Below are 24,902 nucleotides of genomic sequence, written 5' to 3' on the forward strand. Positions count from 1 at the left end.
AACAGCGAAGGGGGGGGGGGGAGACACTCCCACGCGGCTGGCAGGCCCGCCCCCCCCCCCCCCCCCCCCCCTCCCCCCCCCGTGCGCCGTCCGTCTCACGCCGCGCAGCCGGGCAGTTTCCCGTCGTTGTACGCGACCATCTCGCCGAAGACCGAGAGCACGTCCAGCGCCGCCCCCGGTGTGGCGCCCGGCGTCAGTTCGGCGTACGCCCGGTGCAGATTGCCCACCAGCCGCTCCGGGTCCAGCCAGTGCCCGAACTCTCCGGTCCCCGCCTCCCGGGCCGCCCGCAGCGGACTCCAGCCCTCCGCGGCGCCGGCCGCGGCGAGGTGCTGGACGCGCCGCAGATAGGCGGCGTTCTCCTCGAACACCTCCGGGCCCGCCACGGGGCCGTGACCGCATACGACGGTCCGGGCGCCGAGGCCTTGCAACCGCTCGATCGCCGTGAGGGAGCCGGACACCGAGCCCATCAGCGCGAACGGCGTACAGCCCGACAGCACCACGTCGCCGGCGAACAGCACCCTCGGCCCGGGCAGCCACACCACGATGTCGTTGGTGGTGTGCGCCGGGCCGACGTGGAAGACCTCCATGTGCGTTTCGCCGACCCTCAGCGCGATGCGGTCGGCGAAGGTGAGGGTGGGCCGGGCGACGCGGACGTCGCCCCACTCCACGTCGGGCCACAGGGCGGTCAGGGCCAGGCCGGTCGCGTCGAGTTCGGCGACCGCCCGCTCGTGGGCGATCACCTCGGCCGCGGCACCGAAGACATGGTTGTTGAAGGTGTGGTCACCGTGGTGGTGGGTGTTCACCACCGTCCGCCGCGGGCCGATGCCCAGCGCGTCCACCGACGCCCGCAGCCGCTCGGCCCGCCGCTGGGTGGCGAGGGTGTCCACGACCAGCGCGCCGTCCCGCCCGGCGACCACTCCCGCGTTGCTGACGCACCAGCCACCGGGCGGCTGGACGTACGCATAGACGTCGTCGGCGACCTCGGTCAGGCCCGCGGACTCGGTGGGGGTCTCCATCCGGCTCTCCCCCGTCCTCAACGTGCCTGTGCGGCGGCGCCGTTGACCAGGTCCAGCACCGCGCGCGGGGTGCGCAGCTCGAAGAGGTCCTCGTCGGCGATGCGCACCCCGAACTCCTGGGTGATCAACGCCGCGGTCTCCAGCAGGGCCAGCGAGTCATAGCCGAGCGCCTCGAACTCGGTGTCCTCGATGTCGCCCGCGAGGGCGCCGTGTTCGGGCTCGCCGGCCGCCTCGGTCAGCATCCGGCGCAGATCGTCGAGGGTCATGGGAGTCGTTGCCATGGTCAGCTCCTTGGTGTGTGGCGGTGTGGGCGAGAGGGCGGCGGGCGGGTGGCCCGGGGCCGTGCGGGGGTCAGCGGGGTGCGTCGCGGACGACGACGGCGGCGTTGAAGCCCCATCGGCCGCGGGCCAGGACCAGCGCGCAACCGACCCGCGCGGCCCGCGCCCGCCCCCGCACGAGGTCGATCCGGTACTCCTCCGGCACCGTGCCGGAGGGCGTGGGCGGGATGACGCCGTCCCGTAGGGACATCAGCGCGGCGGCCACGTCGACCGGTCCGGCCCCCGAGAGCAGCCGTCCGGTCAGGGCCTTGGGCACGGTGACCGGCACACCGTGCGGGCCGAAGAGGTCCGCCAGGGCGTCGGCCTCCGCGCGGTCGAGTTCGGCGACCCCGGCGCCGTCGGCGAACACCACATCCACCTCCCGGGGCGCCACCCCCGCCTGCGCGAGGGCCAGTCGGGCGGCGCGGCCGAGCCCGGAGGGCGCCGCGGAGCCGGGCGGGGTGGCTGCCCCGTCGAGGGCGGGCGGAGGGTCGAAGGTCGCCGCGTAGCCGGCGATCTCCCCGTAGACCTGCTGCGCGCCGCGCCGCCGCGCCGCGTCGGCGTCCTCCAGCACCAGCAGTGCGCCGCCCTCGCCGGGCACATGGCCCAACGCCCCGGCGTCGAACGGCAGATAGGCGGCGGCCGGGTCGGTCGCCGGGCTCACCCGGCCGCCGGCGATCTGGGACGCCCAGCCCCAGGGGTCCAGCGCGGAGTCCACTCCCCCGGTGACGACCAGCGGGGTGCCGTCCACGATCGTCCGGCGCGCCTGGCCGATCGCGTCCAGCCCGCCGGCCTGCTCGGTCACCAGCGCGCTGCTCGGCCCGCGCAGCGCGTTGCGGATGGAGATCTGGCCGGTGTTGACCGCGTAGAACCAGGCGAAGGACTCGTACACGCTGACCGCGTCCGGCCCTTGCGACCACAGCTTGCGGAACTCGCGGTGGGTGAAGGCGAACCCGCCGCACGCGTTGGCGGTCACCACGCCCATCTCGTAGTCGGCGTACGCGCCCGGCTCCACCTTGGCGTCCTGCAGCGCCCGGTCCGCGGCGACCAGGGCCAGTTGGGTGGAGCGGTCCGTCTGCGGCAGCAGCCGGCCCGGCAGGTGCCGCGCCGGGTCGAAGCCGGTGACCTCGCCGGCGAGGTGGGCCGGATAGCGCGAGGCGTCGAACCGCGTGAGCGGGCCGATCCCGCTGCGGCCCTCCAGCGTGGCCTCCCAGAACTCCTCCAGGCCCGACCCGTTGGGCGTCAGCAGACCGATTCCGGTAACGACGGTCCGGACGCCGTCCACCGGCCGTGGCCCGGCGGGCACCTGCGGTTCCGTCATGCCCGCGCTCCTTCCGGGCGGCGCAGCACCATCGCGCTCTGGAAGCCGCCGAACCCGCTGCCCACCGTCAGCACAGTGTCCACCCGACACTCGCGGGCGGTGCGCGGTACGTAGTCGAGGTCGCACTCGGGATCGGGCGTGTGCAGGTTCGCCGTCGGCGGCACCACGCCGTGCTCGATGGCCAGCGCGCACGCGGCGATCTCGATGGAGCCGATCGCGCCCAGAGAGTGCCCGACCATCGACTTGATGGAGCTGACCGGTGTCCGGTAGGCGTGCTCGCCGAGACTGCGCTTGTACGCGGCGGTCTCGTGCCGGTCGTTCTGCCTGGTGCCGGAGCCGTGCGCGTTGATGTAGTCGACGTCCGACGGGTTCACTCTGGCCTCCGCGAGGGCCACCCGGATCGCCTCGGCCATCTCCCGCCCGTCGGACTTCAGCCCGGTCATGTGGTAGGCGTTGCACCGGTTGGCGAAGCCGGAGATCTCCGCGTAGATGTGTGCGCCGCGGCGGCGGGCGTGGCCGTACTCCTCCAGGACGAACATCGCGGCGCCCTCGGCGAGGACGAAGCCGTTGCGGGTCCGGTCGAACGGCCGTGAGGCGTGCTCGGGGTCGTCGTTGCGGGGGCTGGTGGCCTTGATCGCGTCGAAGCAGGCGACCACGATCGGGGTGATCGGGGTGTCCGCGGCGCCGGCGAGCATGACATCGACGCTGCCCTCGCGGATCAGGCGGCAGGCGTGGCCCACCGAGTCCAGGCCCGAGGTACAGCCGTTGGAGACCAGCGCCACGGGGCCCTGCGCGGCCACCGTCCAGGCCACCTCGGCGGGCATCACACTCGGCACGAGGTAGTCGGCCATGTGCGGCGACATCCGGGTGTGGTCCACCAGCCAGTCGCGGCCGGCCCCGGACACCGCGAGGTACTGCTGCTCCAGGCTGGTGGCGGCGGCCACCGCGCTGCCGAGGCTGACGCCGGTGCGGGTGGGGTCCAGCGCCGCGAAGTCCAGGCCGCTGTGCGCCACCGCCTCCCGTGCGCAGACCACCGCGAACTGCGAGGCGCGGTCCATCCGTTCGGTCTCGGCGGGGGTCAGGCCCTCGGCGGCGGCGTCGAAGTCCGCTTCGGCGGCCACCTGCGAGCGGTACGGGGACGGGTCGAAGAAGGAGATCCGGCGAGTGGCGGTACGTCCGGAGGTCAGCAGCTCCCAGAACGGCGCGGTGCCGCGGCCGCCGGAGGTGCGCACTCCGATGCCCGTCATGACGACACGGCGGCTCATGCCGGACCGCCGATCACCGGTGGTTGTTGACCGCAGACCATCGCGAACCCCTCTTCCCCCTGGCGGTGTTGATGCGGCACAGCCTGCTCAGCGGAGCTTGAGCGCCGCTTGGCGGCCGATCACCGCCCTTGACCGCGCGCTTCCAGCCGACTTCGAGCGACTTACCAGCGGACCACGACCGGCGTTCGATCAACTGGTCTCCCAGCCGCCACGACAGCAGGGAGAGGGCAGCACAGATGGCGTCGACCCAAGGTGACCCGGATTCCGCGAGCGGCCCCCGGGTCGCGGCGCCGACCGGCCCGAAGCCCGCCCCGGCCGTGCCCCGCGAGGTGTGGCGGGTGACCGCGGTGGTGATCGTCGGCGCCTTTCTGACGCAGCTCGACGGCGCCCTGGTCAACGTCGGCCTCGCCACCGTCGCGGACTCCCTGGACGCGCCGCTGCCGTCGGCGCAGTGGATCGTCAGCGGCTATCTGCTGGCCCTGGTCATCGGGCTGCCGCTGTGCGGCTGGGGCAGCCAGCGGCTCGGCGCGGGCCGCCTGTGGCTGTGGGCGCTCGGCGGCTTCACCACCGCCTCGGCGCTGTGCGCCCTGGCCACCGACATCCGGCTGCTGATCGCCTTCCGGGTACTGCAGGGGCTGGCCGGCGGTCTGCTGCTGCCGGCCGGGCAGACGGTCATCGCGCAGGTCGCGGGGCGCGCGCTCATGGGCCGGGTGATGAGCACCGCGGGGATGGCGCTGGTGCTGGGGCCGGCGGCCGGGCCGACGATCGGCGGTCTGCTGATCGCCCATGCCTCCTGGCAGTGGCTGTTCTGGGTGAACGTGCCGCTCGGCCTCCTGGGGCTGTGGCTCGGCCGCCGCATCATCCCGCCCGGCGAACGGGCTGCCGGGACCCGCTTCGACGTCCGCGGGTTCGTCCTGGTCGGCGTCGGCCTGCCCGCCCTGACCTACGCGGTCAGTCTGCCCGGCCGATCCGGCGGGCCCGGCCTCGCCACGACCTATGCCCCCCTGCTGCTCGGCTGCTGCGCCCTGGCGGCCTTCGTACTGCTCGCCCGGCGCACCGAGGCACCGCTGCTGCGCATCGGCCTGTTCACCCACCGCGTGTTCGCCGCCGCGGCCGCGTCGAGCTTCCTGGCCGGTGTGATCCAGTTCGGTGCCCTGGTCGTATGGGCCCTGTACTTCCAGATGGTGCGCGGCTACGACGTGATCGGCACCGGCCTGGCCATGGCCGGTTTCGCGGCCGGTGCCGCGGTGCTGCCGCTGTCCGGGAGGCTGACCGACCGCTTCGGCGGCGGCCCGGTGTCCCTCGCCGGTGCGGTCCTGACGACCGCGACGTTCCTCCCGGCGGCGCTGCTGCCGCCGGACGCCTCCCTCCTCGTCCTGGAGGGCTGTCTGTTCTTCCTCGGTGTCGGCAACGCCCTGTCGGTCGTGCCGTCGTCGACGGCCGCCTATGTCACCGTCGACCCGCCCCACCTGCCCGACGCGGTCACCCTGGTCAACATCTTCCTCCGCCTCGGCGGCGCGGTCGGCGCGTCCCTCCTGGTCGCCGTCGTCACCCACAGCACCGGAGGCCAGACCGCTCCCGGCAGCTACCACTCGGCCTTCTGGTGCCTGATCGCGGCGTCCGCCCTGGCCGTCGCCGCCGCCGCGGCGATCCTCATCGCGTCGGGACCGCGGACGGAACGGGCGGAGGGAGCAAAGAGGTAGGGGCCCGGCGCAGGGCGGGGCAAGACGTGACCAGGCGGCCACAATCCGGCTTTGTCTGTTTTATGTCTTGTCGCGCGGACTGATCACCCGCACTGTCGGTTCCGGCAGTCGTTGATCGCCATCGCCACGCCGGAGAACGGCTGCCCCGCGGGCGACAACCGCCCGCACGCCGCCCGTTCCCCTGCAGCCAAGGTCCCACGATGACTGAAACCACCGCACGTCACGCCGCCGTCCGCACCGCACTGGAACGCTTCCTGCAGACCCCGGAGTTCAGCTGTCTGGGAGCGCGCGCCGCGCTGAAACGCGGCACCCTCACGCATCGGCACTACCGAAGAATGGGCGAGCCGGCGTCGGCTCGGGACAACCACCGCGACCTCGTGGCGTACGTCGAGGAGATGCGGCCCCAGCTGTCCGACCAGAGTTTCCGCACCTTCGTCGCGACGTTCGACGAGCCCGGCCCGGTGGACGAACTCGCCTACGAGGGGCTGATATGGCAGCACCTCCAGCTCATGCACGACATCGACAGCCGGACGTACGGCCTGGACGCGGGCGCGTCGTCGGATCCCGACCGGGCCAATTTCGGCTTTCACACGGGCGGGCATGCGTTCTTCGTCGTGGGGATGCACCCCGGTTCGTCGCGGGCGAGCCGCCGCTTCTCGGCGCCGGCGATCGCCTTCAACTCCCTGGCGCAGTTCATGCTGCTCGGCGAGAAGTTCTACTCGATGCAAGACGCGATCCGTCGACGCGAGGAGCGCCACAACGGCTCGGTCAATCCGAGCTTCACGGTGTACGAGTACGCGCAGCCCGCTCGGCACTTCTCGGGGCGGTTCACCGAGGCGGACTGGAAGTGCCCTTATGTCGCACGGCATGAACCGGCCGACGAGGACTACACCGAGGGGCTGATGCAGCACAGGCGGTGAGGCGCCCCGCACCACGCCGGACCCCCGCTCACCCGGACACCCGGACACCCGGACACCCGGACTACAGCACGTCCGAGGCCGAGTCCGCCGGCCGTCGTCGTGCCGCACGGGCGGCCGGCAGGGTCGCGGCCGCACCCGCGACCACCACGGCCAGGGCGACGACCAGCAGCAGAAGGCTCAGGGCGGGGCGCTGGGCGATGCCCGTTCCCCAGCCGCTGGTGTGGCCCTGGAGGTTGATCAGCCATTGCGCGGCGAGGACGCCGAGCGCCGTGCCGGCCAGTGCGGCGGCCAGTGCGACGAAGCCGGCGGCCGAGACGATGACCGCGATGATCTGGCGTGGAGTCAGGCCGACGGCCCGGAGGGCGAGGAGGTCGCGGCTGCGGTCGCGTACGGCGGCGCCGACCGTCGTCGCCAGTTCCACGAGCCCGATCAGGGTCACCACGGCGATCAGACCGGCGGTCACGGCACGGACCGAGGTGAGCTGGTCGGCGGGGTTGGGCGTCTGGCGCACTTCGAGACGGCCGGCGGAGGCCTCGGTCAGGGCGTGGCGTACGGCGCCGGGGTCGGCGTCGCGCGGCAGGACGAGGTGGTAGAAGTCCGGGCGGGGCGAGGCGGCTCCGGCGGAGGCCGGAGGCTCGTCGCGCAGGGTGTCGAGGCTGGTGGAGACGGTGCGGCCGCCGTCGGCGGTCTCGATGCCGCGGCCGACCAGGTGGAGGACGTGCGGGCGGCCGGCGACGGTCATCCGGACCCAGTCGCCGACGTGTGCGTCCAGGAGGTCCAGCAGGCCCTGTCCGGCGACCGCCTCGTCGGGTCCGTGCGGGGCGCGCCCCTCCGCGATGGCGTAGGGGTAGGGGTGGGCGTCGGTGCCCAGCCCGCGCAGCGTGATCGTCCCGGTCTGGCCGGGGACGAGGGCCTGGACCTCGCTGCCGGGGTAGGCGGTGACCTTCGGCTCGGTGGCGAGCAGCCGCTGCACCTGGCGGTCGTCGAGGGTGTCGGAGCGGGCGGTGAGGGCCGCGGGCAGGCCGACGCTCTCCGGGTGGGTGGTGAAGCGGTCCAGTGTGGTCCAGGTGCCCAGGGCGATGGTGATCAGCAGCAGGGGTACGGCCAGGCGCGCCACGGCGGCCGTCGAGCGCAGCGGGCGGTGGAAGGCGCCGCGCCAGCCGAGGACCAGGGCGGGCGGGATGCCGAGGCCGAGCGCTCGCCGGGTCGTGGCGGAGGGCCGGCCGGCGGTGGGCGCGGCGGCGCGGGCGACGGGCACCGGCGGTACCCGTCCGGCCCGCCAGGCGGCCAGGCAGGTCGCCGAGCCGATGAAGGCCATCACCCCGCCGACGATCGCCGGCGGCAGCCAGGCGTGCTCGGGGAGCTGCTCCCACAGGGTCATCGCCTCCCCGATCCGGCCGGGGACGAGGGAGCCGAGCGCCTGGGCGAGCAGCGCTCCGAGGGCGGTGCCCAGCAGTGCGAGACCGAGGTGGAGCGCGAGGAACATGCGGACGACCTGGCCGGGGGTGAAGCCGATGGCCTTGAGGACGGAGATGTCCCGCAGATGTCCGTGCACGCGGTTGGTGATCGCGCCGCCCACGGCGAGGGCGGCGGCGAGCAGGGCGCCGAGGCCGAAGAGGCCGAGGAGCCGGGCCAGGAGGTTGTTGTCCCCGGCGGCTTCGGCCTTGGCCTGGCGCCAGGTGGAGACGTCGGTGATCTGATCGGCGCCGAGCTGGGTGACCGCCCGCTGGACGACGTAGTCGGTGTCCTCGGGGTGGGTGAGCTGGAGGCCGATGGTGCGGCCGCGCTGGTCGCGGGCCGCGTCGGAGGCGGTGAGGGTCTTGGGCAGCACCCAGGCCACGCCCGGGGTCTCGCCCGCGTGGAAGGGGGCTTCGGCGGTGTCGGCGATGCCGACCACCCGCAGGGGTGCCTTGAAGCCGCTCAGGACGAGGGAGTCGCCCGGTTCCGCCCACATCGCGCGGGCCACCGAGCTGTCGAGCACGATGCCCTGGTTGGCTCCGGCGTCGGCGCCCTCGTCGAGCCAGCGGCCGGCGACGGTCTGCGGGGCCGCGGTGGCGGGGCGCTCGGCCGTGCCGCGCAGCTCCAGGGTCGCCTTGGTGCCGCCGGGCTGGAGGCCGGCGGTGGTGCGGACGGTGGGGAAGGGGCCGGAGGTGGCGCGCACCTCGTCCAGCGTCGCGAGCGATCCGGCGGGGGCGCCGGCCTGGGTGTGGATCCAGACGTGGGCGCCGGCGGACTGGGTGAAGACGCGCTGCCAGGGGTCGGTGGCGTAGGCGAAGAGGGCGGTGGCCAGCAGGAGGGAGATGGTGATCCCGGCGGTGGCCAGCACGATCAGCACGGCCGCCGGGCGGTGTGCTCTGAGGTGCGCCTGGGTCCAGCGTGCCGCTGCTCGCACAGGTCAGCCCTTGAGCTTCAGTACGTCGGCCACGCCGGCGGCGGGGCGGTCGTGGGGCTCGCCGAGGTGCGCGTCGTCGACGACCTGGCCGTCGTGGAAGCTGATCACCCGGTCCGCGGCGCTGGCGATCCTGGCGTCATGGGTGACCAGCAGGATGGTCTGGCCGCGCTGGTGGAAGCGGGCGAGCAGCCGCAGCACCTCCCGGGTGCCCTTGCTGTCGAGGCTGCCGGCGGGTTCGTCGGCGAGCAGCAGGCTGGGCGTGTTGACCAGGGCGCGGGCCAGGGCGACGCGCTGCTGCTCGCCGCCGGAGAGCTCACTGGGTGTGCAGTTCTCCTTACCGGTCAGGCCCAGCTCGTCCAGCAGCTCGGCACGGGCCGTGCGGGCCTGCCGGGGGGACCTGCCGGCCAGCAGCGCGGGGAGTTCGACGTTGTCGGTGACGGTGAGGTTGGAGACGAGGTTGAAGAACTGGAAGACGATGCCGATGTGCTTGCGGCGCAGCACCGCCCAGCGTGCCTCGCTGTAGGCGTCGACCTGGCGGCCGCCGAGCCAGAGGGAGCCGCTGTCGGGGCGGTCGAGGCCGCCGAGGAGGTGCAGCAGGGTGGACTTGCCGGCTCCCGAGGGGCCGGTGACGGCGACGAATTCGCCCCGTTCGATACGGAGGTCGACGCCGCGCACCGCGTGGACGGGGGCGGCGCCTTCCGGCCGGTGGGTCTTGACCAGGCCGGCTGCCCGCACTATCGGGCCGGATGGCTCGTCCCGGTTCATTCCAACTCCTCTTGACAGCGCTCCAGCCAGTCGAGGTCTGCCTGCAGGTGCAGCATCGCGCCCTCGATCAGCAGTTGGGCGACGCGGTTGCCCCGGTCCTCGACCGCCGCGAGTTTCGACAGGTCGCGCATGGTGTTGAGGTACTGGCGGCGCTGCTTGTTGATCAGGGCGATCTGGTTTGCGGTCCCGGTGTGCCGGGCGAGGGCGAGCTTCATGAAGAACTCGTCCCGTACCCGTGGTTCCGCGGTGGTCTCCTCGAACCACGCGTCCACCGTCTCCCGTCCCGCCTCGGTGATCCGGTAGATGCGCTTGTTCGGACGGTCCGACTGCTCGACGTCCTCGCCCTCGATCAGGCGCGCCTTCTCCAGCCTGCCCAACGTGACGTAGATCTGGCCGACATTTGGCTGAGGGTAGGCGGCGCCGAGGAGGTTCTCAAGGGCCTGTTTGAGTTCATAGCCGTGTGCGGGTCCGCTGACCAGCAGTGCCAGGAGTGGCAGCCGCACGCTCTCTCCCTCTCCTCACCGCCGTACATGCCGGTTATCTGGGCCCGTCCGACTGTGAGCCGGATCGCCGTCGTATCTTCCTGCGACATCTAGTATCCCGCATGGCTAACAGGTATACATGGGGCGGGCTGTCGGTCCTGTGTCCCGTCGACGCCTGGTTCAAGGAGGAGCCCATGCGGTGGAAGCGTGCCGCGGGGAGGGCTCTGCTGATCTGTTCACTGCTGTTCGCGGGCAGTGCGGGTGCGCAGACCGGGGAGCCGGCCGGCGGCTCGGACGGCCGGGGCCCGGTCACGCTGGTGACGGGCGGCGACCTCACGGGCTATCTGCGGGGCGTCCTCGACGGCTGGAACGAGCGGCATCCGCGCGAGAAGGTGACGCTGGTCGAGCTGCCGGACGCGGCCGACGAGGTCCGGGCGCAGATGGTCACCGAGCTGCGCTCGCGCAGCGCCCGCTTCGATGTGCTGAACATCGACGTGGCGTGGACGTCGGAGTTCGCGGCCGCGGGCTGGATCAAGCCGGTGGACGGCGGACAGTTCCCGCTTGATCGCTTCCTGCCGCCGGTGGTGGACACCGCCACCTTCCGGGGCCGGCTCTACGCGGTCCCGTACGTGACCAACGCGGCGTTGCTCTACTACCGCAAGGACGTCCTGGAGAAGGCGGGCGCACACCCGCCGCGCACCTGGGCGGAGTTGTCCCACCTGGCGAAGACGGTCGCGCCCAAGCACGGACTGGACGGCTACGCGGGACAGTTCCTGCCGTACGAAGGGCTGACGGCCAATGTCGTCGAGGCCGTGCAGTCGGCGGGCGGCACGGTGCTCGCCGGGGAGGGCGAGCGGGTGACGGTGGACTCCCCCGCGGCCCGCCGGGGTCTGTCCTTCCTGCTCGACGGGGTGCGCGAGGGGTGGATCCCCCGGCGTGCGCTGTCGTACAAGGAGGAGGAGTCCCGCGAGGCGTTCCAGGACGGCCGGCTGCTGTTCCTGCGGAACTGGCCGTACGCGTACGCGCTCGCGGGCGGCCCGTCCTCGAAGGTGGCGGGGAAGTTCGGCGCGGTGCCGCTGCCGGGTCCCGACGGGCCGGGGTCCAGTGCGCTGGGCGGTTCCAATCTGGCCGTCAACACGCAGTCGCGGCACCAGAAGACGGCCACCGAGCTGATCTCGTATCTGACGTCCGAGGCGGTGCAGCGCCGGGTGCTCACCGAGGGTGCGCTGCCGCCGGTCTGGGCCGGGCTGTACACCGATCCCCAGCTGGTACGGCGGTTTCCGTACCTGCCCACGCTCAAGCGGAGCATCCTCGCGGCCAGGCCGCGTCTGAAGAGCCCGCAGTACGACCAGGTGAGTCTCGCGGTGCAAGCGGTGATGCACGACGCGCTGGTCCACCGACGGAGCACGGACGCCACCGTCGCGCGTCTGGAGTCCGAGCTGAGGGCGATCGTCAGCCGCGGCTGACCCCCTCTCCTTTGGTCGCGAGGGCGACCCATCTCTAGTTACTTGTTAGGTACAGCATCGCGCTGCCGTGCGCCTTGGCGCTGCATAAGTCACCGCAAACTAGGACACTTTACGGGCATATTCGTCCGTTCCGTTGACACCCAAATGACATCCCTACTTAACATGCATGCATAACGGCGACCAGCAGGTCGCACAGCACGCCCCTGCAAGAACGGGATCACGGCAGATGCTCACAGCCACGGCGGACAACGGCCGGCCGGCCGACTCCGCGCCCTCTCTCCCCCTCCCCGGCCCGGGAGCGCCCGCGCTCTCTCCGGCCGCCGAGGACGCCTCCCGGAACACGGCTCAGCGCTGGTGGCGCGACGCGGTGATCTACCAGGTCTACGTCCGCAGCTTCCTCGACAGCACCGGCGACGGCATCGGCGATCTCGACGGCGTCCGCACGGGGCTGCCGTACCTCAAGAAGCTGGGGGTGGACGGCATCTGGCTCAGCCCCTTCTACCCCTCCCCGCAGCACGACCACGGCTACGACGTCGCCGACTACCGCCAGGTGGACCCCGTCTACGGCGACCTCGCCGCCTTCGACCTCCTGGTGGCCGACGCCCACCGGCTCGGCCTGAAGGTGCTCCTGGACATCGTCCCCAACCACTGCTCCAGCGAGCACCCGTGGTTCCGCGCCGCCCTGGAGGACCGGCCGGACGGCCCCGCCCGCGAGCTCTTCCACTTCGCCGACGGGCACGGCGAGAACGGGGAGCTGCCCCCCAACAACTGGCGGGCGATGTTCGGCGGCCCCGCCTGGTCCCGCGTCACCGAGGCGGACGGGACCGCCGGCCAGTGGTACCTGCACATGTTCACGCCCGAGCAGCCCGACCTGAACTGGCGCAATCCCGCCGTGGGCGCCGACTTCGAGAAGGTGCTGCGCTTCTGGCTGGACCGCGGCGTGGACGGATTCCGGATCGACGTGGCCGCGGGCCTGTTCAAGCACCCCGAGCTGCCCGACTCCCCCGACCCGTCGGCCGACGAGCGGACCCGCGACTCGGTCAACCCGCTGGCCTGGAACCAGCCCGAGGTGCACCAGGTGTGGCGCGAGTGGCGCGCGCTGTGCGAGGAGTACACCGCCCGCGACGGCCGCGACCGGCTGCTGGTCGGCGAGGTCTCCGTACGGACACCGAGCGAGCAGGCCGCCTACGTCCGGCCGGACGAGCTGCACCAGGCGTTCTTCTTCCATCTGCTGACCGCGCGCTGGGACATCGACACCTTCCGCACGGTGATCTCCGAGGCGCTGACCGACATCGCCGCCACCGGGTCCACCGTCACCTGGGTGCTCAACAACCACGACCAGGTCCGCACCGTCACCCGCTACGCGGCCGAGCCCGGCGGCGGGACCGCTGCCACAGCCGGGACACAGTCCGCGGACGGGTGGGGGCCGGCGCGGGCCCGTGCCGCCGCCCTGCTGATGCTGGCGCTGCCCGGCGCGGCGTACATCTACCAGGGCGAGGAGCTCGGTCTGCCGGAGGTCCTCGACCTGCCGGACGAGGTCCTCACCGACCCGATCTTCCACCGTACGGGCAGCCGGCAGCACATCCGCGACGGCTGCCGGGTGCCGCTGCCCTGGTCCGGGCACGCCTCCCCGTTCGGCTTCACCGCCAGCGCCGACGCGCCGGCGCCCTGGCTGCCGCAGCCCGCCTGGTTCGCCGAACACACCACGGACCGGGCGCTGTCCGACACCCGGTCGTTCTGGCACCTGTACCGCGAAGCGCTCCAGCTGCGCCGCAGCCTGCCGCAGCTCGGCGAGGGCACCCTGCGCTGGCTGCCGTCGTCGCCGCTGGTCCTGGCGTTCGTCCGCGGCGACGGCCTGGTCTGCGCGGTCAACTTCGGCACCGAACCGGTGCCGGCGCCCGTACCGGGTGTCCCCCTGCTGGCCAGCGGCGACTGCCCGGCGGGCACGCTGCCCGGCTCCACCGCCGCCTGGTGGATGCACACCCCCGACCCCCGATAACGCCACCCTCCAAGCCCCGCCCCGCTGGCCCCCGCCCCTCCTCGCAAGTCCTCTCGAAGGGAATCCCACGATGAGACGCTCCGCAGTACGACACACCCGAGTCGCCCTTTCCGGCGCGGCCGTGCTCGGCCTGGCGCTGACCGCCACCGCATGCGGCGGCGACGTCTCCGCCGGAGGCGGCAAGCAGGAACTCGACGGCCAGACGGTGACCGTCGCCGGGGTCTGGACCGGCGTGGAACAGCAGAACTTCAAGAAGGTCCTGGACGCGTTCTCCGAGAAGACCGGCGCCAAGGTCGTCTTCTCCTCCACCGGCGACAACGTCTCCACCGTCGTCGGCAGCCAGATCGAGGGCGGCAACGCGCCCGACGTGGTGATGGTCCCCCAGGTCGGTGTGCTCCAGCAGTTCGCCAGGAAGGGCTGGCTGGCTCCGCTCTCCCCGGAGATCGCCGCCGCCGCCAAGAGCAACTTCGCGAAGGTGTGGAAGGACTACGGCACGGTCGACAAGACCTACTACGGCCTGTACTTCAAGGCCTCCCACAAGTCGACCGTCTGGTACAGCCCGGAGGCCTTCCAGCAGGCCGGGGTCGAGCCCGCCAAGACCTACAAGGAGTTGCTGGCGTCGGGCCGCACCCTCTCCGACTCGGGTGTCCCGGCCTTCTCCGTGGCGGGCGAGGCCGGCTGGCCGCTCACCGACTGGTTCGAGAACATCTACCTCTCCCAGGCCGGGCAGGAGAACTACGACAAGCTCGCCGCCCACAAGATCCCCTGGACGCACCCCACCGTGGTCAAGGCGCTGACCACTCTGGGCAAGCTGTTCGGGGACAAGAACCTGGTGGCCGGCGGCGGATCGGGCGCGCTGCGCACCGACTTCCCCGAGTCCGTCCAGCAGGTCTTCGGCCCGGAACCGCAGGCGGCCATGGTCTACGAGGGAGACTTCGTCAGCGCCCTGGTCACCGACGAGCTCCACAAGCAGGTCGGCAAGGACGCCAAGTTCTTCCCCTTCCCCTCCGTCGACGGCGGCAAGGCGCCGGTGGTCAGCGGCGGTGACGCCGCGGTGGTGCTCAAGACCGGGAAGAACAAGAAGGCCGGGATGGAGCTGGTGAAGTACCTGGCCTCCCCCGAAGCGGCGAGCGTGTGGGCCAAGGCCGGCGGCTACATCTCCCCCAACAAGAAGGTGCCCGCGGGCGCCTACCACGACGAGGTCACCCGCAATGCGGCCAAGTCGCTGACCGGCGCCGGGAACTCGGTGCGGTTCGACATGTCCGACCAGGCACCCGCGGCCTTCGGCGGCACCCAGGGAGCCGGCGAGTGGAAGCTGCTGCAGGACTTCCTGCGCGACCCCGCCGACCCCGAGGCGACGGCCGGCAAGCTCGAGGCCGCCGCGGCCAAGGCGTACGGAAAGTAAGGACCAGGGCCCCCTCCATGCCTGTCACCACTCCGGAGGTGCCGCGCGCGACGACGCGCGGCACCCCGCCCCTCCCGCCGCGCGGCACCCCCCGCCGGCCCAGTGCCCCCGCCCGGCGCGCCGTCCGGCGCCGCCGCCGGATCGCCGCGGTGTTCCTGTTTCCCGCGCTGTTGCTGCTGGGCGCGCTCGTCGCCTACCCCATCGTCTTCTCGGTGGTCCGCAGCCTGTACGACGCCTCGGGCGACACGTTCGTCGGCGCCGGCAACTACACCGAGATGTTCCAGGACCCGGCCACCCTCCGGGCCATCCGCAACAGCGCGATCTGGGTGGTGTTCGCCCCCGCGCTGCTGACCGGACTCGGCCTGGTCCTCGCCGTCCTGACCGAGAAGATCCGCTGGAAAACCGCGTTCAAGCTGCTGATGTTCATGCCCATGGCGATCTCCTTCCTCGCCGCCGGCATCATCTTCCGCCTCGCCTACGAGCAGGATCCGCAGCGCGGCGTCCTCAACGCGGTCACCGTCGGCATCCACGACAGCGTCCAGGGCGAGTCCGCCTCCTTCCCCACCGCCAAGACGCGCATCGGGGACAAGCAGTTGACCCACGCCCGTGACGGCTCCTACCGCACGGCCGACCGCACCTCCCCCGGACACACCGTCAACCTCGGCCTGGTCGGCGTCGCGCCCAAGGACATGCCGCCGCAGGCACGACCCGCCGCGCCGGCGGCCGACGCCCCGGCCGGCGAGCGCGAACTGCGCGGTGTGGTCTACCTCGACTTCACCCCTGGCGGTGGCGGCACACCCGGCACCGTGGACCGCGGCGAGCGGGGACTGCCGCGACTCTCGGTCGAGGCGGTCGACTCCCACGGCAAGGTGGCGGCCACGGCCACCACCGGGCCGGACGGCTCCTACCGGCTGAAGGGCCTGTCGCCGGGTTCCTACGCCGTCCAGCTCCCCGCAAAGGACTTCGCCCCGCCCTACGAGGGCATCTCCTGGCTCGGCCCGGCCCTGATCACCCCCGCCATCATCGGCGCCTACATGTGGATCTGGACCGGTTTCGCGCTCGTGCTGATCGGCGCGGGGCTCTCCTCGATGCCCCGGGACGTCCTGGAGGCCGCGCGGATGGACGGCGCGAACGAGTGGCAGGTGTTCCGCCGGATCACCGTGCCGCTGCTCGGCCCCGTCCTGGGCGTGGTGTTCGTGACGATGGTGATCAATGTGATGAAGGTCTTCGACCTCGTCTACATCATCGCCCCCGGCCCCGTGCAGCAGGACGCCAACGTCCTGGCCCTGCAGATGTGGCTGGTCTCCTTCGGCGGCGGCAACAACCAGGGCCTGGGCAGCGCCCTCGGCGTCCTGCTGCTGCTCCTGGTGGTGCCGGCCATGGCCCTCAACATCCGACGCTTCCGCAGGAGCCAGTCTTGACGTCCTCGCCGGGTTTCCACGCAAGGAGATTTCGATGACCACCGTCCAGGGAACCGCCGCGCCCCGCAAGCGGGCGGCCGCGCGGCCGGCGAAGTGGCTCAGCCGCGGCGCGATCCAGCTCCTCCTGGCCGTCGTCGGGCTGGTCTGGCTCACTCCGGCCGCGGGCCTCTTCCTGTCCTCCCTCCGCACGGAGGGGGCGAACGCGAGCAGCGGGTGGTGGACCGCGCTGACCGCGCCCGGCCAGCTGTCGTTCGACAACTACGCGGTGCTGCTGAAGGACTCGGGCATCGTCCAGGCCTTCTGGAACACCGTGTTGATCTCGGTGCCCACCACCCTCGCCGTGGTGGCGTTCGCCGCGCTGGCCGGATACGCCTTCGCCTGGATGGAGTTCCCCGGCCGGGACTGGATCTTCCTGGTGGTAGTCGCCATGCTCGTGGTGCCGGTCCAGATCGGACTGCTGCCGGTGGCCAAGCTGTTCGGCGCGCTCGGCCTGTTCGGCTCCATCCCGGGCGTGATCCTCTTCCACACCGCGTACGGTCTGCCGTTCGCCATCTTCCTGTTGCGCAACTACTTCGCGGAGATCCCCAAGGAGATGCTGGAGGCCGCCCGCATGGACGGCGGCGGGGAGTGGCGGATCTTCTCCCAGCTGGTGCTGCCGCTGGGCCGCCCCGCCATCGCCAGCCTGGCCATCTTCCAGTTCCTGTGGGTCTGGAACGACATGCTGGTCGCGCTGCTCTTCGCCGACAACTCCTCGCAGCCGCTGACGGTGGCCCTGCAGTCGCAGATGCGGCAGTTCGGCAGCAACATCGGCGTGCTGGCACCCGGCGCGTTCCTGTCCCTGATCGTTCCGCTGATCGTGTTCTTCGTGTTCCAACGGCACTTCGTCCAGGGGATCATGGCGGGTTCGGTCAAGTAGCCCGCCCCCGGGACGTACGGGGGGATGGGCGAGGGGGGGGGGGGGGGGGGGGGGGGCGCGCCCCCCCCCCCCCCCCCCCCCCCCCCCCCCCCCCCATGCCGTGCCCTTACTGGCCGGGGTCCGGCAGGGGAACCGCCTGGCCCGTCACCCGTATCCGGGCGTCGTCCGGGTACAGGTCGACGAGGAGGTCGCTGGGGCGGCCCATGTCCTCGCCCTGCCGGATGTGGACCCGCCGGGGCTCGGTGACCAGGCCCAGCGCGCGCAGATAGCCGCCGAAGGCCGCCGCGGCGGCGCCGGTCGCCGGGTCCTCCACGACACCCCCGACGGGGAAGGGGTCGCGGGCGTGGAAGTCGAGGCGGTCGGGGGCTTCGCGGTGCACGAGGTGCACGGTGGTCCAGCCGTACCGCCGCATGATCTCGTGCAGGGCGTCGAAGTCGTAGTCGAGCGCGGCCAGTCGTGCCCGGCTCGCGACCGCCAGTACGAGGTGCTCGTTGCCCGCGAAGGCGATGTGCGGCGGGAGGGCCGGGTCCAGCTCGTCCCGGCTCCAGCGCAGGGCCCGCAGCACCGGATCGACCTCGGTGTCCTCGGCCGGGCGGGAGTGCGCCGGAACGCTGGTGAGCGTGGCGCGGACCGGCCCGTCGCCGTCGGCGGTGGTCCCCACCCGGATCTCGCCCGCGGGTGTGTCGAAGAGCAGCTCGCCGGTGCCCGTCCGGGAGGCGAGGGCGACCGCGGTGGCGATCGTGGCGTGCCCGCAGAAGGGGACCTCGGCGCGGGGGCTGAAGTACCGCAGCCGGTAGCGGCGGGCGACGGGGTCGGACGCCGTGACGAACGCGGTCTCCGAGTATCCGACCCGGGCGGCGACGGCGAGCATCTGCGCGTCGTCGAGCTCTTCGGCGTCGAGCACCACGCCGGCCGGATTCCCGCCCGCGGGGTCCGCGGTGAAGGCCGAGTAGCGCAGGACGTCGAGGGCGGACAGAAGCTCGTCCGAGCCGGTGGAGGACTGCTGTGTGCTGGTCATGCACACACCCTGGCACCGTGCGCTCATCGCGTCCAACGATGGTTTTCGTTGGCGCCCATCGACGATCGCGATAGTGTGCGCCGATGGACACCAGACTCCTGCGGACCTTCGTGACGCTCGCCAGAACGGGCGGCTTCACGGCCGCGGCCCGCGCGCTGCATCTCGCGCAGTCCACGGTCACCGTCCAGATCCGCACGCTGGAGCGGGAGCTGGGGACGCCGCTGTTCGACAGGCTGCCCTCGGGGACGGTGCCGACCCGGGCCGGAGCGCGACTACTGGAGGCGGCCGAGGAGGTGCTCGACGCGGTGGCCCGGCTCCGCGCGACGGCCTCGGCCGGGCAGGGGGATGCGGCGAGCGGGACGGTCGAGGGCGAGGTGGCCGTGGGGGCGGGTGATTCGCTGTGCTCCTCGCGGCTGCCCGCGGTGATCGCCTCGTTGCGGCGCGGCCATCCCGGTCTCGATGTCCATCTGCACGCCGTCGGCACGGCCGCGGCGGTGGACGGTCTGCGCACGGGCCGGCTCGACCTCGCCCTCCTCCTGGAACCGGAGGTCGCCGAGAGCGATCTGCTGGCCCGCCGGATCGCCGGCGAGCCGCTGGCGTACGTCGTGGCGCCGGGCCACCGGCTCGCCGGCCGGGCCGCCGACTGGGAGGAGTTGGCGGGCGAGAGCTTCTTCGTGCACGAGGAGGGCTGCTCCTACAGCGACCGGCTCGTCCGGACATTGCAGGGCATGTCCGGCGCCCGTCCCCGGATCACCCGCTTCGGCAGCATCGACGCCGCCCGGTCGTGCGTCGAGGCCGGGCTCGGTCTGACCCTGCTCCCCCGGGTCACCGTCGAACGGCATCTGGCGGAGGGCCGGCTGTCCGCGGTGGACGGCCCCGGGGCCCAGCCGGTTCCCGTCCAGCTGGTCCGGCATCGCAGGCGCTGGGTCTCGCCGGGCGCCCGGGTCGTGGCGGAGGAGCTGACGCGGGCCTTCGCCGGGGGCTCGGACGCGGCGTCGCACGAGGCCTGACACCGGCATCGGCATCGGCATCGGGCTCGGTGCGGCGTCGGGTATCCGAACAGCGGACACCAGAGGACTCCCCTGTGATATCCGCCATACCCGTGGGCGGCATCAACTAAGCCGGTTAGTAATTGATCTGCTGGCGACATAGGGGACTTGTCCGTCTTGATAGCGGAATACCTCATGCGGGGCGGGACGATATGAGTTCACCCTGAAGCGGTCCCTCGCCCATTCGCCGCACAAGGCATTCTGACGGGGCACCAGCAATTCCCGGACGAGGTGGATCAGGACCTGCATGCCGATACCTCCGTGACAAGGGCCGAGCCGATCTACTATTCGCTTTAGTACATCGCTTTCTTGTCTTGCCCGGCAGTGGTCCGAAGAATGACGACCCCACGGCATCTCCGCAGCTCAGAAGCGGGGACTAGGCGGAGCAAGCCGCACGCAAAGGCGCTCCGCGATTACCGAGCGAGGTCATGGATGAGCAAGCACCGCAAGACGAGGCACCGCCGGAAGATAGTCATCGCCGCTCTCGCCGTAGGCGCCGTGGGTGTGCCCTCCGTCGCCATGGCGTGCTTCGGTGACCAGGCGGACGAGCGCGTCCGGTCCCATGACCGCGGGCAGCACGGGTCCCCCCACCGCTGGCAGCACGAGTCCCCTGACGGCCGGCACCACGATCGGCCCCAGCACCACCGGTCGCGGCAGGGCACGGAGCACGCGAAGCCGACCGCGCAGGCCACCAAGACCCCCACCGCGGCGCCCACCAAGGCCCCCGCCAAGACACCCACCGCGGCGCCCACCAAGGCCCCCGCCAAGACACCCACCGCGGCGCCCACCAGGGTCGCCACCAAGGCCCCCGCCAAGGCCCCGGCTCCGGCGCCGAGCGCCACGAGAACCGCCGCCCCGGCGTCCTCGGCCACCGCCCGCGTGGTGGAACTCGTCAACATCGAACGCGGCAAGGTCGGGTGCTCGCCGCTGAAGGTGAATGCGCAGCTGACCAAGGCCGCGCAGGATCACAGCAACGACATGGCGTCGCACCGGAACATGTCCCACACGGGATCCGACGGATCTTCTCCGGAGGACCGTATCCAGCGCGCCGGCTACAACTGGAGCGCATACGGCGAGAATGTCGCCTACGGATACTCCACACCGGAGAGCGTGATGAAGGGCTGGATGTCCAGCCCCGGCCACAAGCGCAACATCCTGGACTGCTCGTTCAAGGAGATCGGTGTCGGCCTGGCTCAGCCCGGCTATTACTGGACGCAGGACTTCGGAACGGCCGGATAACCGCGAGGCGTCGAACGCGAGACGTCGAAGCGGCCGGAATTCCTCGGCACTTCGGGACGGCCATGAGGTCCCCTACGGGAGTGTCCGTAGGGGACCTCACCGCTGTCCGGTCGCCGACACCCCCTGGCGGTCGCGTGCGATCCGCAGATGGCGCGGGCCGCGCAGTACGGGGCTGCGCCGGTAGGGCGGGGGGTCCTCGACCAGCCGGGGGTCGTCGAGGTGCCGGATGAGTGCGGTGAGGGCGATCTGGGCCTCCAGACGGGCGAGCGGTGCGCCGAAGCAGCTGTGGATGCCGCTGCCGAACCCCAGGTGCTGGTTGTCCTCGCGCGCCGGGTCGAAGCGGTCGGGATCGCGGAACCGCAGCGGGTCGCGGTTGCCGGAGGCGAGCACCAGGATGAGCGGAGCGCCCTTGGGGATGGTGACGCCCGAGACCTCGATGTCGGCCAGCGGGGTGCGCTGCGGCAGCATCTGGACCGGTGGCTCGTAGCGCAGCAGTTCCTCGACCGCCAGCGGCATCAGCGCGGGTTCGCTGCGCAGGCGTGCCAGCTGGTCGGGGTGGCGCAGCAGGGTCAGTACGCCGTTGGTGATCAGGTTGACGGTCGTCTCGTGGCCCGCGATGAGCAGCAGGACCGAGGTGGTCATGATCTCCAGCGGGTTGAGCTGCTGGTCGGCGCATGCGCCGGCACCGTCGACGAACGCGGAGAGCATGTCGTCGGAGGGTCGAGTGCGGCGCTGCTCGGCGAGCCCTCCCAGATACAGCGCCGTCGCCTTGCGGGCCTCCAGGGCGGTTTGTTCCCGTTCCGCGGGATCCTCGCCGGGCGTGGGGTCGAAGCCGGCGACGATGGCGTCCGACCACTGCCGGAACTGCGGCTCGTCCTCGGTCGGTACGCCCAGCAGCCGGCAGATCACGGTGACGGGAAGCGGGTAGGCGAAGTCGTCCACCACGTCGATCTGGTCCCTGTCCCCGAAGCCGGCGAGCAGCTCCCCGACGATCCGGGTCATCTCCCCCTGCAGGGCGTCGATCCGGCCCGGGGTGTGCGGGGGGCCGAAGGGCCGCATCGCCAGTCCGCGCAGCCGGTGGTGGGCGGGGTCGTCGAGCCCGATGAAGGACGGCGGAAGCTGCTCCCCGGCCCCGGCCCCGGCCTCCTCCGCCGCGGTGCGCTTGCGGCGGTCGGAACTGATCCGCGGGTCGTGGAGCAGCGCCATGATCTCGTGGTACGTGCCGACGAGGTAGCTGCCGTCCTCCTGTCGCGCCACCCCCGCCTCGCGCAGCTCGGCGTAGAGCGGGTAGGGGTCGGCGCGGCTGGCGTAGTCGGTGATCCGGTGGAACAGGGTGTCCGCGGCCATGGGCGGGGGCTCCTCATCGCTCTGCATCGCTAGGGAGTGACGGGTCTCAGCGGGCCGGGCGCACCAGGGTCAGGCGCCGGTCCGGCAGATGACCGGTGAGGGCGACGGTCGGACCGTGCGAGAGCACCTTGGGGTCCGGTACATCGGAGGGGGCCGGCGCCATGCGCCCGGTCTGGTCGGGGGCGCCGGGCCCGGGCGGGAAGGGCGCCGCCGTCTCGATCATGCGCTCGTAGTGCTCCAGGGACTTGGCCTGGTTCACGCTCACCGCCGCGGTGACGCGCCCCCGGTAGCCGTAGACGGCGACCAGCCGGGCCTCTTGGAGCGACCCCTGGGCGATGACCACCTGGTCGGAGAAGGTGGGTACGCCGACCGACTTGATGTTGAGGCCGAACTGGCTGGACCAGAAGGCCGGTACGGACAGATGCGGGCGTCTGCGGGGCCCGGGGTTGACCATGTTGTGGGCGGCGACCTCGGCCTGCGCGACCGCGTTGCCCCAGTGCTCCAGGGACAGCAGCTGATACTCGAAGAGCGGGTGCGGGAACCTGGCCACATCACCCGCGGCGAAGACGTCGTCGGTGACGATCCCGTACATGTCGAAGGCGCGGCACCCCGCGTCGCAGGTCACCCCCCGTGGGCCCGCGGCGAGTCCCGACTCGGCCAGCCACTCGGTGTTGCGGACCGCGCCCAGGGCGACCACGGCGACCTCGGCTTCGATTCGTGTGCCGTCGCAGAACCGTGCGCCGGTGAGCCGCCCGTCGCCCTCCAGGGAGGTGACCGTCACTCCGCAGCGCAGGTCGACGCCGTGGGCGCGCTGCAAGCGTGCGGCCAGCGCGCCGAGCGTTCCGCCGAGCGCACCGACCAGTGGCGCCGGCCCCCGCTCGGCGACCGTCACCTCCAGGCCGCGCTCCCGGCAGGCGGAGGCGATCTCCGAGCCGGTGAACCCGGCGCCGATGACCAGGACCCGGCGCGGCCCGGCGTCCAGCCGCTCGGCGAGCCGGCCCGCGTCGTCGCTGGTGCGCAGGGTGAACACGCCGTCCAGGGCGGCTTCGGCCGGGTCCGGCCAGGGGCGGGCCCGGGTGCCGGTGGCGATCAGCAGCCGGTCGAAGGGCACCTCGGCACCGTCGGCGAGCAGCACCCGCTTCCCGTACGGGTCGACCCCGGTGGCCCGCACGCCCAGTCGCCAGTGCGCGTCCACCTCCCGGCGCCGCGGCAGGCCGGTGCCGTCGGCCGGCACCTTGCCGAGCAGCACCTGCTTGGACAACGGCGGCCTGTCGTACGGGGCCTGCGGCTCCTCCCCGATCAGGGTCAGCGAACCGCCGAAGCCCTCCGCGCGCAGCGTCTCGGCGGCCCGCAGCCCGGCGAGCGACGCGCCGACGATGACGATCCGGCCGTCGCGGAGTTCACCCGGCACCGGTGCCCGCCTCCTCGCCGACGAGGATGGCCTGCACGGGGCACGCCGCCACGGCCCGGTGCACCCGTTCGAGCTGGTCGTCCGGGATGACCGGGGTGTACATCAGGGCCTCCTCGCCATGCATCGTGAACACCTCGGGGGCGAGGAACGCGCACTGTGCGTACCCCTGACAGCGATTGAGGTCGACGACGACGTTCATCCCGAGCATCCACTCCTCCCGCGGCCACGCCGGTCCCGCCACCTCCGTCCTACTACCGATGCCGGCGCGGGGCAGGCGGTGCCGGGCCGTCGGAGTGGTGACTCATGGCGAGCGCGGAAGTTGTCATGGGCATGCTTTCCGCGCCTCGCCGCGGCGGCCGCCGAGAGACGCCCCGACCGGAAGAAACAAGACCTGACCCCCCTTCCGCTTCTCGCGCCCACTGAGCACCCTTTTGGCACGAAGGCGGAAGACCGGAACGCATGCCGCCCCCCACACCCGAGAAGTGAGTCGCACCATGGACGCTGAACACACCACCCGCCCCTTAGCAGCCGAAGGAACCGCGGCCACCGACTGGTACGTCGACGAGCGCTGCAACAACTGCGACGTCGCCCGGCAGCTCGCGCCGACGCTGATCGGCGAGGTCGGCGGAAGGTCCCGGATCCTGCGTCAGCCGCGCGACGAGGCGGAGGAACGCCTGCTGCACACCGCCGCGTTCGCCTGCCACTCCCGCTCCATCCGCCGGCCTTCCCGACGGCTGGACACCTCGCTGGACCCGTTCCCGCAGCCCCTCGACGACACCGACGACGCGGTGCACCTGTGCGGCCACAACTCGCCGCACACCGCCGCGGCCAACTCCTACCTCGTGCGGCGCCCCTCCGGGACCCGGATGATGGTCGACACCCCGCGCTGGAGCGAGGAACTGGCCGCACGGTACGAGGGGCTCGGCCCCGTCACCGACATCCTGCTCACCCACCGGGACCACGCCGCGCACGGCCGCCGGTACGCCGACCGCTTCGGCGCCCGGCTGTGGATCCACGAAGGCGACCTCGATGCGGCTCCGGACGCCGACCGCGTGCTGCGCGGCACCGGCCCGGCCGAGATCGCCGACGGCGTCCTCGCCCATCCGCTCCCGGGTCACACCAGGGGAAGCGTGCTCTACGTCGTCGACGAGCGGTACTGCTTCAGCGGAGACAGCTTCTACTGGTCGCGGTCGACCGGCGACATCGAGGTGGCGGAGAGCGTCACCTGGTACTCCATCGAGGAGCTGGCGGCGTCCTTGGCCCGTACGGTCGACCGGCTGCGCTTCGAGTGGCTGCTGCCCGGACACGGCGATCGCAAGCGGCTGCCCGCCGACCAAATGGACCGCAGAATGCGGCAGTTGGCGGCGCGGGTCGGCGAACTGGAGCCCCGTCCCATCGACTTCACCGCGGTGCGCTGGTGAGCGACGGCAGGCGGGGCCTCGTCGCGGCG

The 24,902-nt window shown here is 72.2% G+C and carries 21 protein-coding genes; 10 read left to right on the top strand and 11 right to left on the bottom strand.

Translation table 11 applies throughout. From position 1 onward, the window contains the following. Window positions 1-95 precede the first annotated feature (95 nt). The 4 genes from ACZ5XZ_RS23275 to ACZ5XZ_RS23290 form a co-directional block, all read right to left on the bottom strand. Window positions 96-1,016, bottom strand: coding sequence for an MBL fold metallo-hydrolase (locus ACZ5XZ_RS23275; protein ID WP_468981016.1), 921 nt, complete (start codon window positions 1,014-1,016; stop codon window positions 96-98). 17 nt (window positions 1,017-1,033) lie between these two features. Beyond that, window positions 1,034-1,297: an acyl carrier protein gene (locus ACZ5XZ_RS23280; protein ID WP_468981018.1), complete on the bottom strand. Its 264-nt coding sequence runs from the start codon at window positions 1,295-1,297 to the stop codon at window positions 1,034-1,036. 70 nt (window positions 1,298-1,367) lie between these two features. Further along, the gene (locus ACZ5XZ_RS23285; protein ID WP_468981020.1) at window positions 1,368-2,654 is read right to left on the bottom strand and encodes a ketosynthase chain-length factor; all 1,287 of its coding nucleotides are present in this window, start codon (window positions 2,652-2,654) and stop codon (window positions 1,368-1,370) included. After that, the gene (locus tag ACZ5XZ_RS23290; RefSeq protein ID WP_468981023.1) at window positions 2,651-3,919 is read right to left on the bottom strand and encodes a beta-ketoacyl-[acyl-carrier-protein] synthase family protein; all 1,269 of its coding nucleotides are present in this window, start codon (window positions 3,917-3,919) and stop codon (window positions 2,651-2,653) included. Before ACZ5XZ_RS23290 ends, ACZ5XZ_RS23285 begins: the two co-directional genes overlap by 4 nt. A gap of 236 nt (window positions 3,920-4,155) precedes the next feature. Between ACZ5XZ_RS23290 and ACZ5XZ_RS23295 the strand changes: the two genes are divergently transcribed. Next, the gene (locus ACZ5XZ_RS23295) at window positions 4,156-5,622 is read left to right on the top strand and encodes a DHA2 family efflux MFS transporter permease subunit (protein ID WP_468981025.1); all 1,467 of its coding nucleotides are present in this window, start codon (window positions 4,156-4,158) and stop codon (window positions 5,620-5,622) included. A gap of 200 nt (window positions 5,623-5,822) precedes the next feature. Next, the gene (gntA, locus tag ACZ5XZ_RS23300; protein WP_468981027.1) at window positions 5,823-6,542 is read left to right on the top strand and encodes a guanitoxin biosynthesis heme-dependent pre-guanitoxin N-hydroxylase GntA; all 720 of its coding nucleotides are present in this window, start codon (window positions 5,823-5,825) and stop codon (window positions 6,540-6,542) included. A 61-nt stretch (window positions 6,543-6,603) separates the two neighbouring features. Here gntA and ACZ5XZ_RS23305 read toward each other — a convergent pair whose 3' ends face one another. From ACZ5XZ_RS23305 to ACZ5XZ_RS23315, 3 genes are read right to left on the bottom strand one after another with little or no spacing between them, the layout of a single operon-like run. Further along, window positions 6,604-8,934 (bottom strand): ABC transporter permease, encoded by a 2,331-nt coding sequence (locus ACZ5XZ_RS23305; protein ID WP_468981029.1) that lies wholly within the window; start codon window positions 8,932-8,934, stop codon window positions 6,604-6,606. A 3-nt stretch (window positions 8,935-8,937) separates the two neighbouring features. Then, window positions 8,938-9,699 carry an ABC transporter ATP-binding protein gene (locus ACZ5XZ_RS23310; RefSeq protein ID WP_468981032.1) on the bottom strand — a complete coding sequence of 254 codons (762 nt, stop codon included), beginning with the start codon at window positions 9,697-9,699 and terminating at the stop codon, window positions 8,938-8,940. Further along, window positions 9,696-10,202 (bottom strand): PadR family transcriptional regulator, encoded by a 507-nt coding sequence (locus ACZ5XZ_RS23315; RefSeq protein ID WP_468981034.1) that lies wholly within the window; start codon window positions 10,200-10,202, stop codon window positions 9,696-9,698. Before ACZ5XZ_RS23315 ends, ACZ5XZ_RS23310 begins: the two co-directional genes overlap by 4 nt. 173 nt (window positions 10,203-10,375) lie before the next feature. On the opposite strand from ACZ5XZ_RS23315, the gene ACZ5XZ_RS23320 reads away from it, so the two are divergent. The 5 genes from ACZ5XZ_RS23320 to ACZ5XZ_RS23340 all read left to right on the top strand — a co-directional run bounded on the left by ACZ5XZ_RS23320 (window position 10,376) and on the right by ACZ5XZ_RS23340 (window position 17,388). Then, on the top strand, window positions 10,376-11,647 hold the full coding sequence (locus ACZ5XZ_RS23320) for an ABC transporter substrate-binding protein (RefSeq protein WP_468981262.1): 1,272 nt from the start codon (window positions 10,376-10,378) through the stop codon (window positions 11,645-11,647). A gap of 226 nt (window positions 11,648-11,873) precedes the next feature. After that, entirely contained in the window at window positions 11,874-13,646 is a 1,773-nt protein-coding gene (locus ACZ5XZ_RS23325) for a glycoside hydrolase family 13 protein (protein ID WP_468981036.1), read from the top strand. 70 nt (window positions 13,647-13,716) lie between these two features. Further along, window positions 13,717-15,051, top strand: coding sequence for an ABC transporter substrate-binding protein (locus tag ACZ5XZ_RS23330; RefSeq protein WP_468981039.1), 1,335 nt, complete (start codon window positions 13,717-13,719; stop codon window positions 15,049-15,051). A 17-nt stretch (window positions 15,052-15,068) separates the two neighbouring features. Continuing rightward, a complete protein-coding gene (locus ACZ5XZ_RS23335) occupies window positions 15,069-16,472 on the top strand; it encodes an ABC transporter permease (protein ID WP_468981040.1) in 1,404 nt (467 codons plus the stop codon). Window positions 16,473-16,506: 34 nt separating this feature from the next. Beyond that, entirely contained in the window at window positions 16,507-17,388 is an 882-nt protein-coding gene (locus ACZ5XZ_RS23340; protein WP_468981043.1) for a carbohydrate ABC transporter permease, read from the top strand. Between the two features lie 106 nt (window positions 17,389-17,494). Here ACZ5XZ_RS23340 and ACZ5XZ_RS23345 read toward each other — a convergent pair whose 3' ends face one another. Continuing rightward, on the bottom strand, window positions 17,495-18,406 hold the full coding sequence (locus ACZ5XZ_RS23345) for a PhzF family phenazine biosynthesis isomerase (RefSeq protein ID WP_468981045.1): 912 nt from the start codon (window positions 18,404-18,406) through the stop codon (window positions 17,495-17,497). An 83-nt stretch (window positions 18,407-18,489) separates the two neighbouring features. On the opposite strand from ACZ5XZ_RS23345, the gene ACZ5XZ_RS23350 reads away from it, so the two are divergent. Further along, window positions 18,490-19,416, top strand: coding sequence for a LysR family transcriptional regulator (locus tag ACZ5XZ_RS23350; protein ID WP_468981048.1), 927 nt, complete (start codon window positions 18,490-18,492; stop codon window positions 19,414-19,416). 471 nt (window positions 19,417-19,887) lie between these two features. After that, on the top strand, window positions 19,888-20,694 hold the full coding sequence (locus tag ACZ5XZ_RS23355) for a CAP domain-containing protein (RefSeq protein ID WP_468981051.1): 807 nt from the start codon (window positions 19,888-19,890) through the stop codon (window positions 20,692-20,694). 96 nt (window positions 20,695-20,790) lie between these two features. Here ACZ5XZ_RS23355 and ACZ5XZ_RS23360 read toward each other — a convergent pair whose 3' ends face one another. Genes ACZ5XZ_RS23360 through ACZ5XZ_RS23370 form a run of 3 tightly spaced genes read right to left on the bottom strand, consistent with a single transcriptional unit; the run spans window position 20,791 to window position 23,651 of the window. Beyond that, complete coding sequence (locus tag ACZ5XZ_RS23360; protein ID WP_468981053.1) at window positions 20,791-22,041, bottom strand: cytochrome P450; 1,251 nt, start codon at window positions 22,039-22,041, stop codon at window positions 20,791-20,793. Window positions 22,042-22,087: 46 nt separating this feature from the next. Next, the gene (locus tag ACZ5XZ_RS23365; protein ID WP_468981056.1) at window positions 22,088-23,452 is read right to left on the bottom strand and encodes an NAD(P)/FAD-dependent oxidoreductase; all 1,365 of its coding nucleotides are present in this window, start codon (window positions 23,450-23,452) and stop codon (window positions 22,088-22,090) included. Further along, window positions 23,442-23,651: a ferredoxin gene (locus ACZ5XZ_RS23370; RefSeq protein WP_468981264.1), complete on the bottom strand. Its 210-nt coding sequence runs from the start codon at window positions 23,649-23,651 to the stop codon at window positions 23,442-23,444. Before ACZ5XZ_RS23370 ends, ACZ5XZ_RS23365 begins: the two co-directional genes overlap by 11 nt. Window positions 23,652-23,946: 295 nt before the next feature. Between ACZ5XZ_RS23370 and ACZ5XZ_RS23375 the strand changes: the two genes are divergently transcribed. Beyond that, window positions 23,947-24,873, top strand: coding sequence for an MBL fold metallo-hydrolase (locus ACZ5XZ_RS23375; protein ID WP_468981058.1), 927 nt, complete (start codon window positions 23,947-23,949; stop codon window positions 24,871-24,873). The last annotated feature ends 29 nt before the right edge of the window (window positions 24,874-24,902 follow it).

The sequence above is a fragment of the Streptomyces sp. NPDC033270 genome (genome assembly GCF_055576575.1).

What these genes read in the sequence shown, in the direction of transcription:
- ACZ5XZ_RS23340 (WP_468981043.1), top strand. Translation starts at nt 16,507, where the DNA reads ATGACCACCGTCCAGGGAACCGCCGCGCCCCGCAAGCGGGCGGCCGCG.
- ACZ5XZ_RS23375 (WP_468981058.1), top strand. Translation starts at nt 23,947, where the DNA reads ATGGACGCTGAACACACCACCCGCCCCTTAGCAGCCGAAGGAACCGCG.
- ACZ5XZ_RS23285 (WP_468981020.1), bottom strand. Translation starts at nt 2,654, where the DNA reads ATGACGGAACCGCAGGTGCCCGCCGGGCCACGGCCGGTGGACGGCGTC.
- ACZ5XZ_RS23275 (WP_468981016.1), bottom strand. Translation starts at nt 1,016, where the DNA reads ATGGAGACCCCCACCGAGTCCGCGGGCCTGACCGAGGTCGCCGACGAC.
- ACZ5XZ_RS23295 (WP_468981025.1), top strand. Translation starts at nt 4,156, where the DNA reads ATGGCGTCGACCCAAGGTGACCCGGATTCCGCGAGCGGCCCCCGGGTC.
- ACZ5XZ_RS23310 (WP_468981032.1), bottom strand. Translation starts at nt 9,699, where the DNA reads ATGAACCGGGACGAGCCATCCGGCCCGATAGTGCGGGCAGCCGGCCTG.
- ACZ5XZ_RS23345 (WP_468981045.1), bottom strand. Translation starts at nt 18,406, where the DNA reads ATGACCAGCACACAGCAGTCCTCCACCGGCTCGGACGAGCTTCTGTCC.
- ACZ5XZ_RS23330 (WP_468981039.1), top strand. Translation starts at nt 13,717, where the DNA reads ATGAGACGCTCCGCAGTACGACACACCCGAGTCGCCCTTTCCGGCGCG.
- ACZ5XZ_RS23320 (WP_468981262.1), top strand. Translation starts at nt 10,376, where the DNA reads ATGCGGTGGAAGCGTGCCGCGGGGAGGGCTCTGCTGATCTGTTCACTG.
- ACZ5XZ_RS23335 (WP_468981040.1), top strand. Translation starts at nt 15,069, where the DNA reads ATGCCTGTCACCACTCCGGAGGTGCCGCGCGCGACGACGCGCGGCACC.
- ACZ5XZ_RS23350 (WP_468981048.1), top strand. Translation starts at nt 18,490, where the DNA reads ATGGACACCAGACTCCTGCGGACCTTCGTGACGCTCGCCAGAACGGGC.
- ACZ5XZ_RS23355 (WP_468981051.1), top strand. Translation starts at nt 19,888, where the DNA reads ATGAGCAAGCACCGCAAGACGAGGCACCGCCGGAAGATAGTCATCGCC.
- ACZ5XZ_RS23360 (WP_468981053.1), bottom strand. Translation starts at nt 22,041, where the DNA reads ATGGCCGCGGACACCCTGTTCCACCGGATCACCGACTACGCCAGCCGC.
- ACZ5XZ_RS23280 (WP_468981018.1), bottom strand. Translation starts at nt 1,297, where the DNA reads ATGGCAACGACTCCCATGACCCTCGACGATCTGCGCCGGATGCTGACC.
- gntA (WP_468981027.1), top strand. Translation starts at nt 5,823, where the DNA reads ATGACTGAAACCACCGCACGTCACGCCGCCGTCCGCACCGCACTGGAA.
- ACZ5XZ_RS23325 (WP_468981036.1), top strand. Translation starts at nt 11,874, where the DNA reads ATGCTCACAGCCACGGCGGACAACGGCCGGCCGGCCGACTCCGCGCCC.
- ACZ5XZ_RS23370 (WP_468981264.1), bottom strand. Translation starts at nt 23,651, where the DNA reads ATGAACGTCGTCGTCGACCTCAATCGCTGTCAGGGGTACGCACAGTGC.
- ACZ5XZ_RS23290 (WP_468981023.1), bottom strand. Translation starts at nt 3,919, where the DNA reads ATGAGCCGCCGTGTCGTCATGACGGGCATCGGAGTGCGCACCTCCGGC.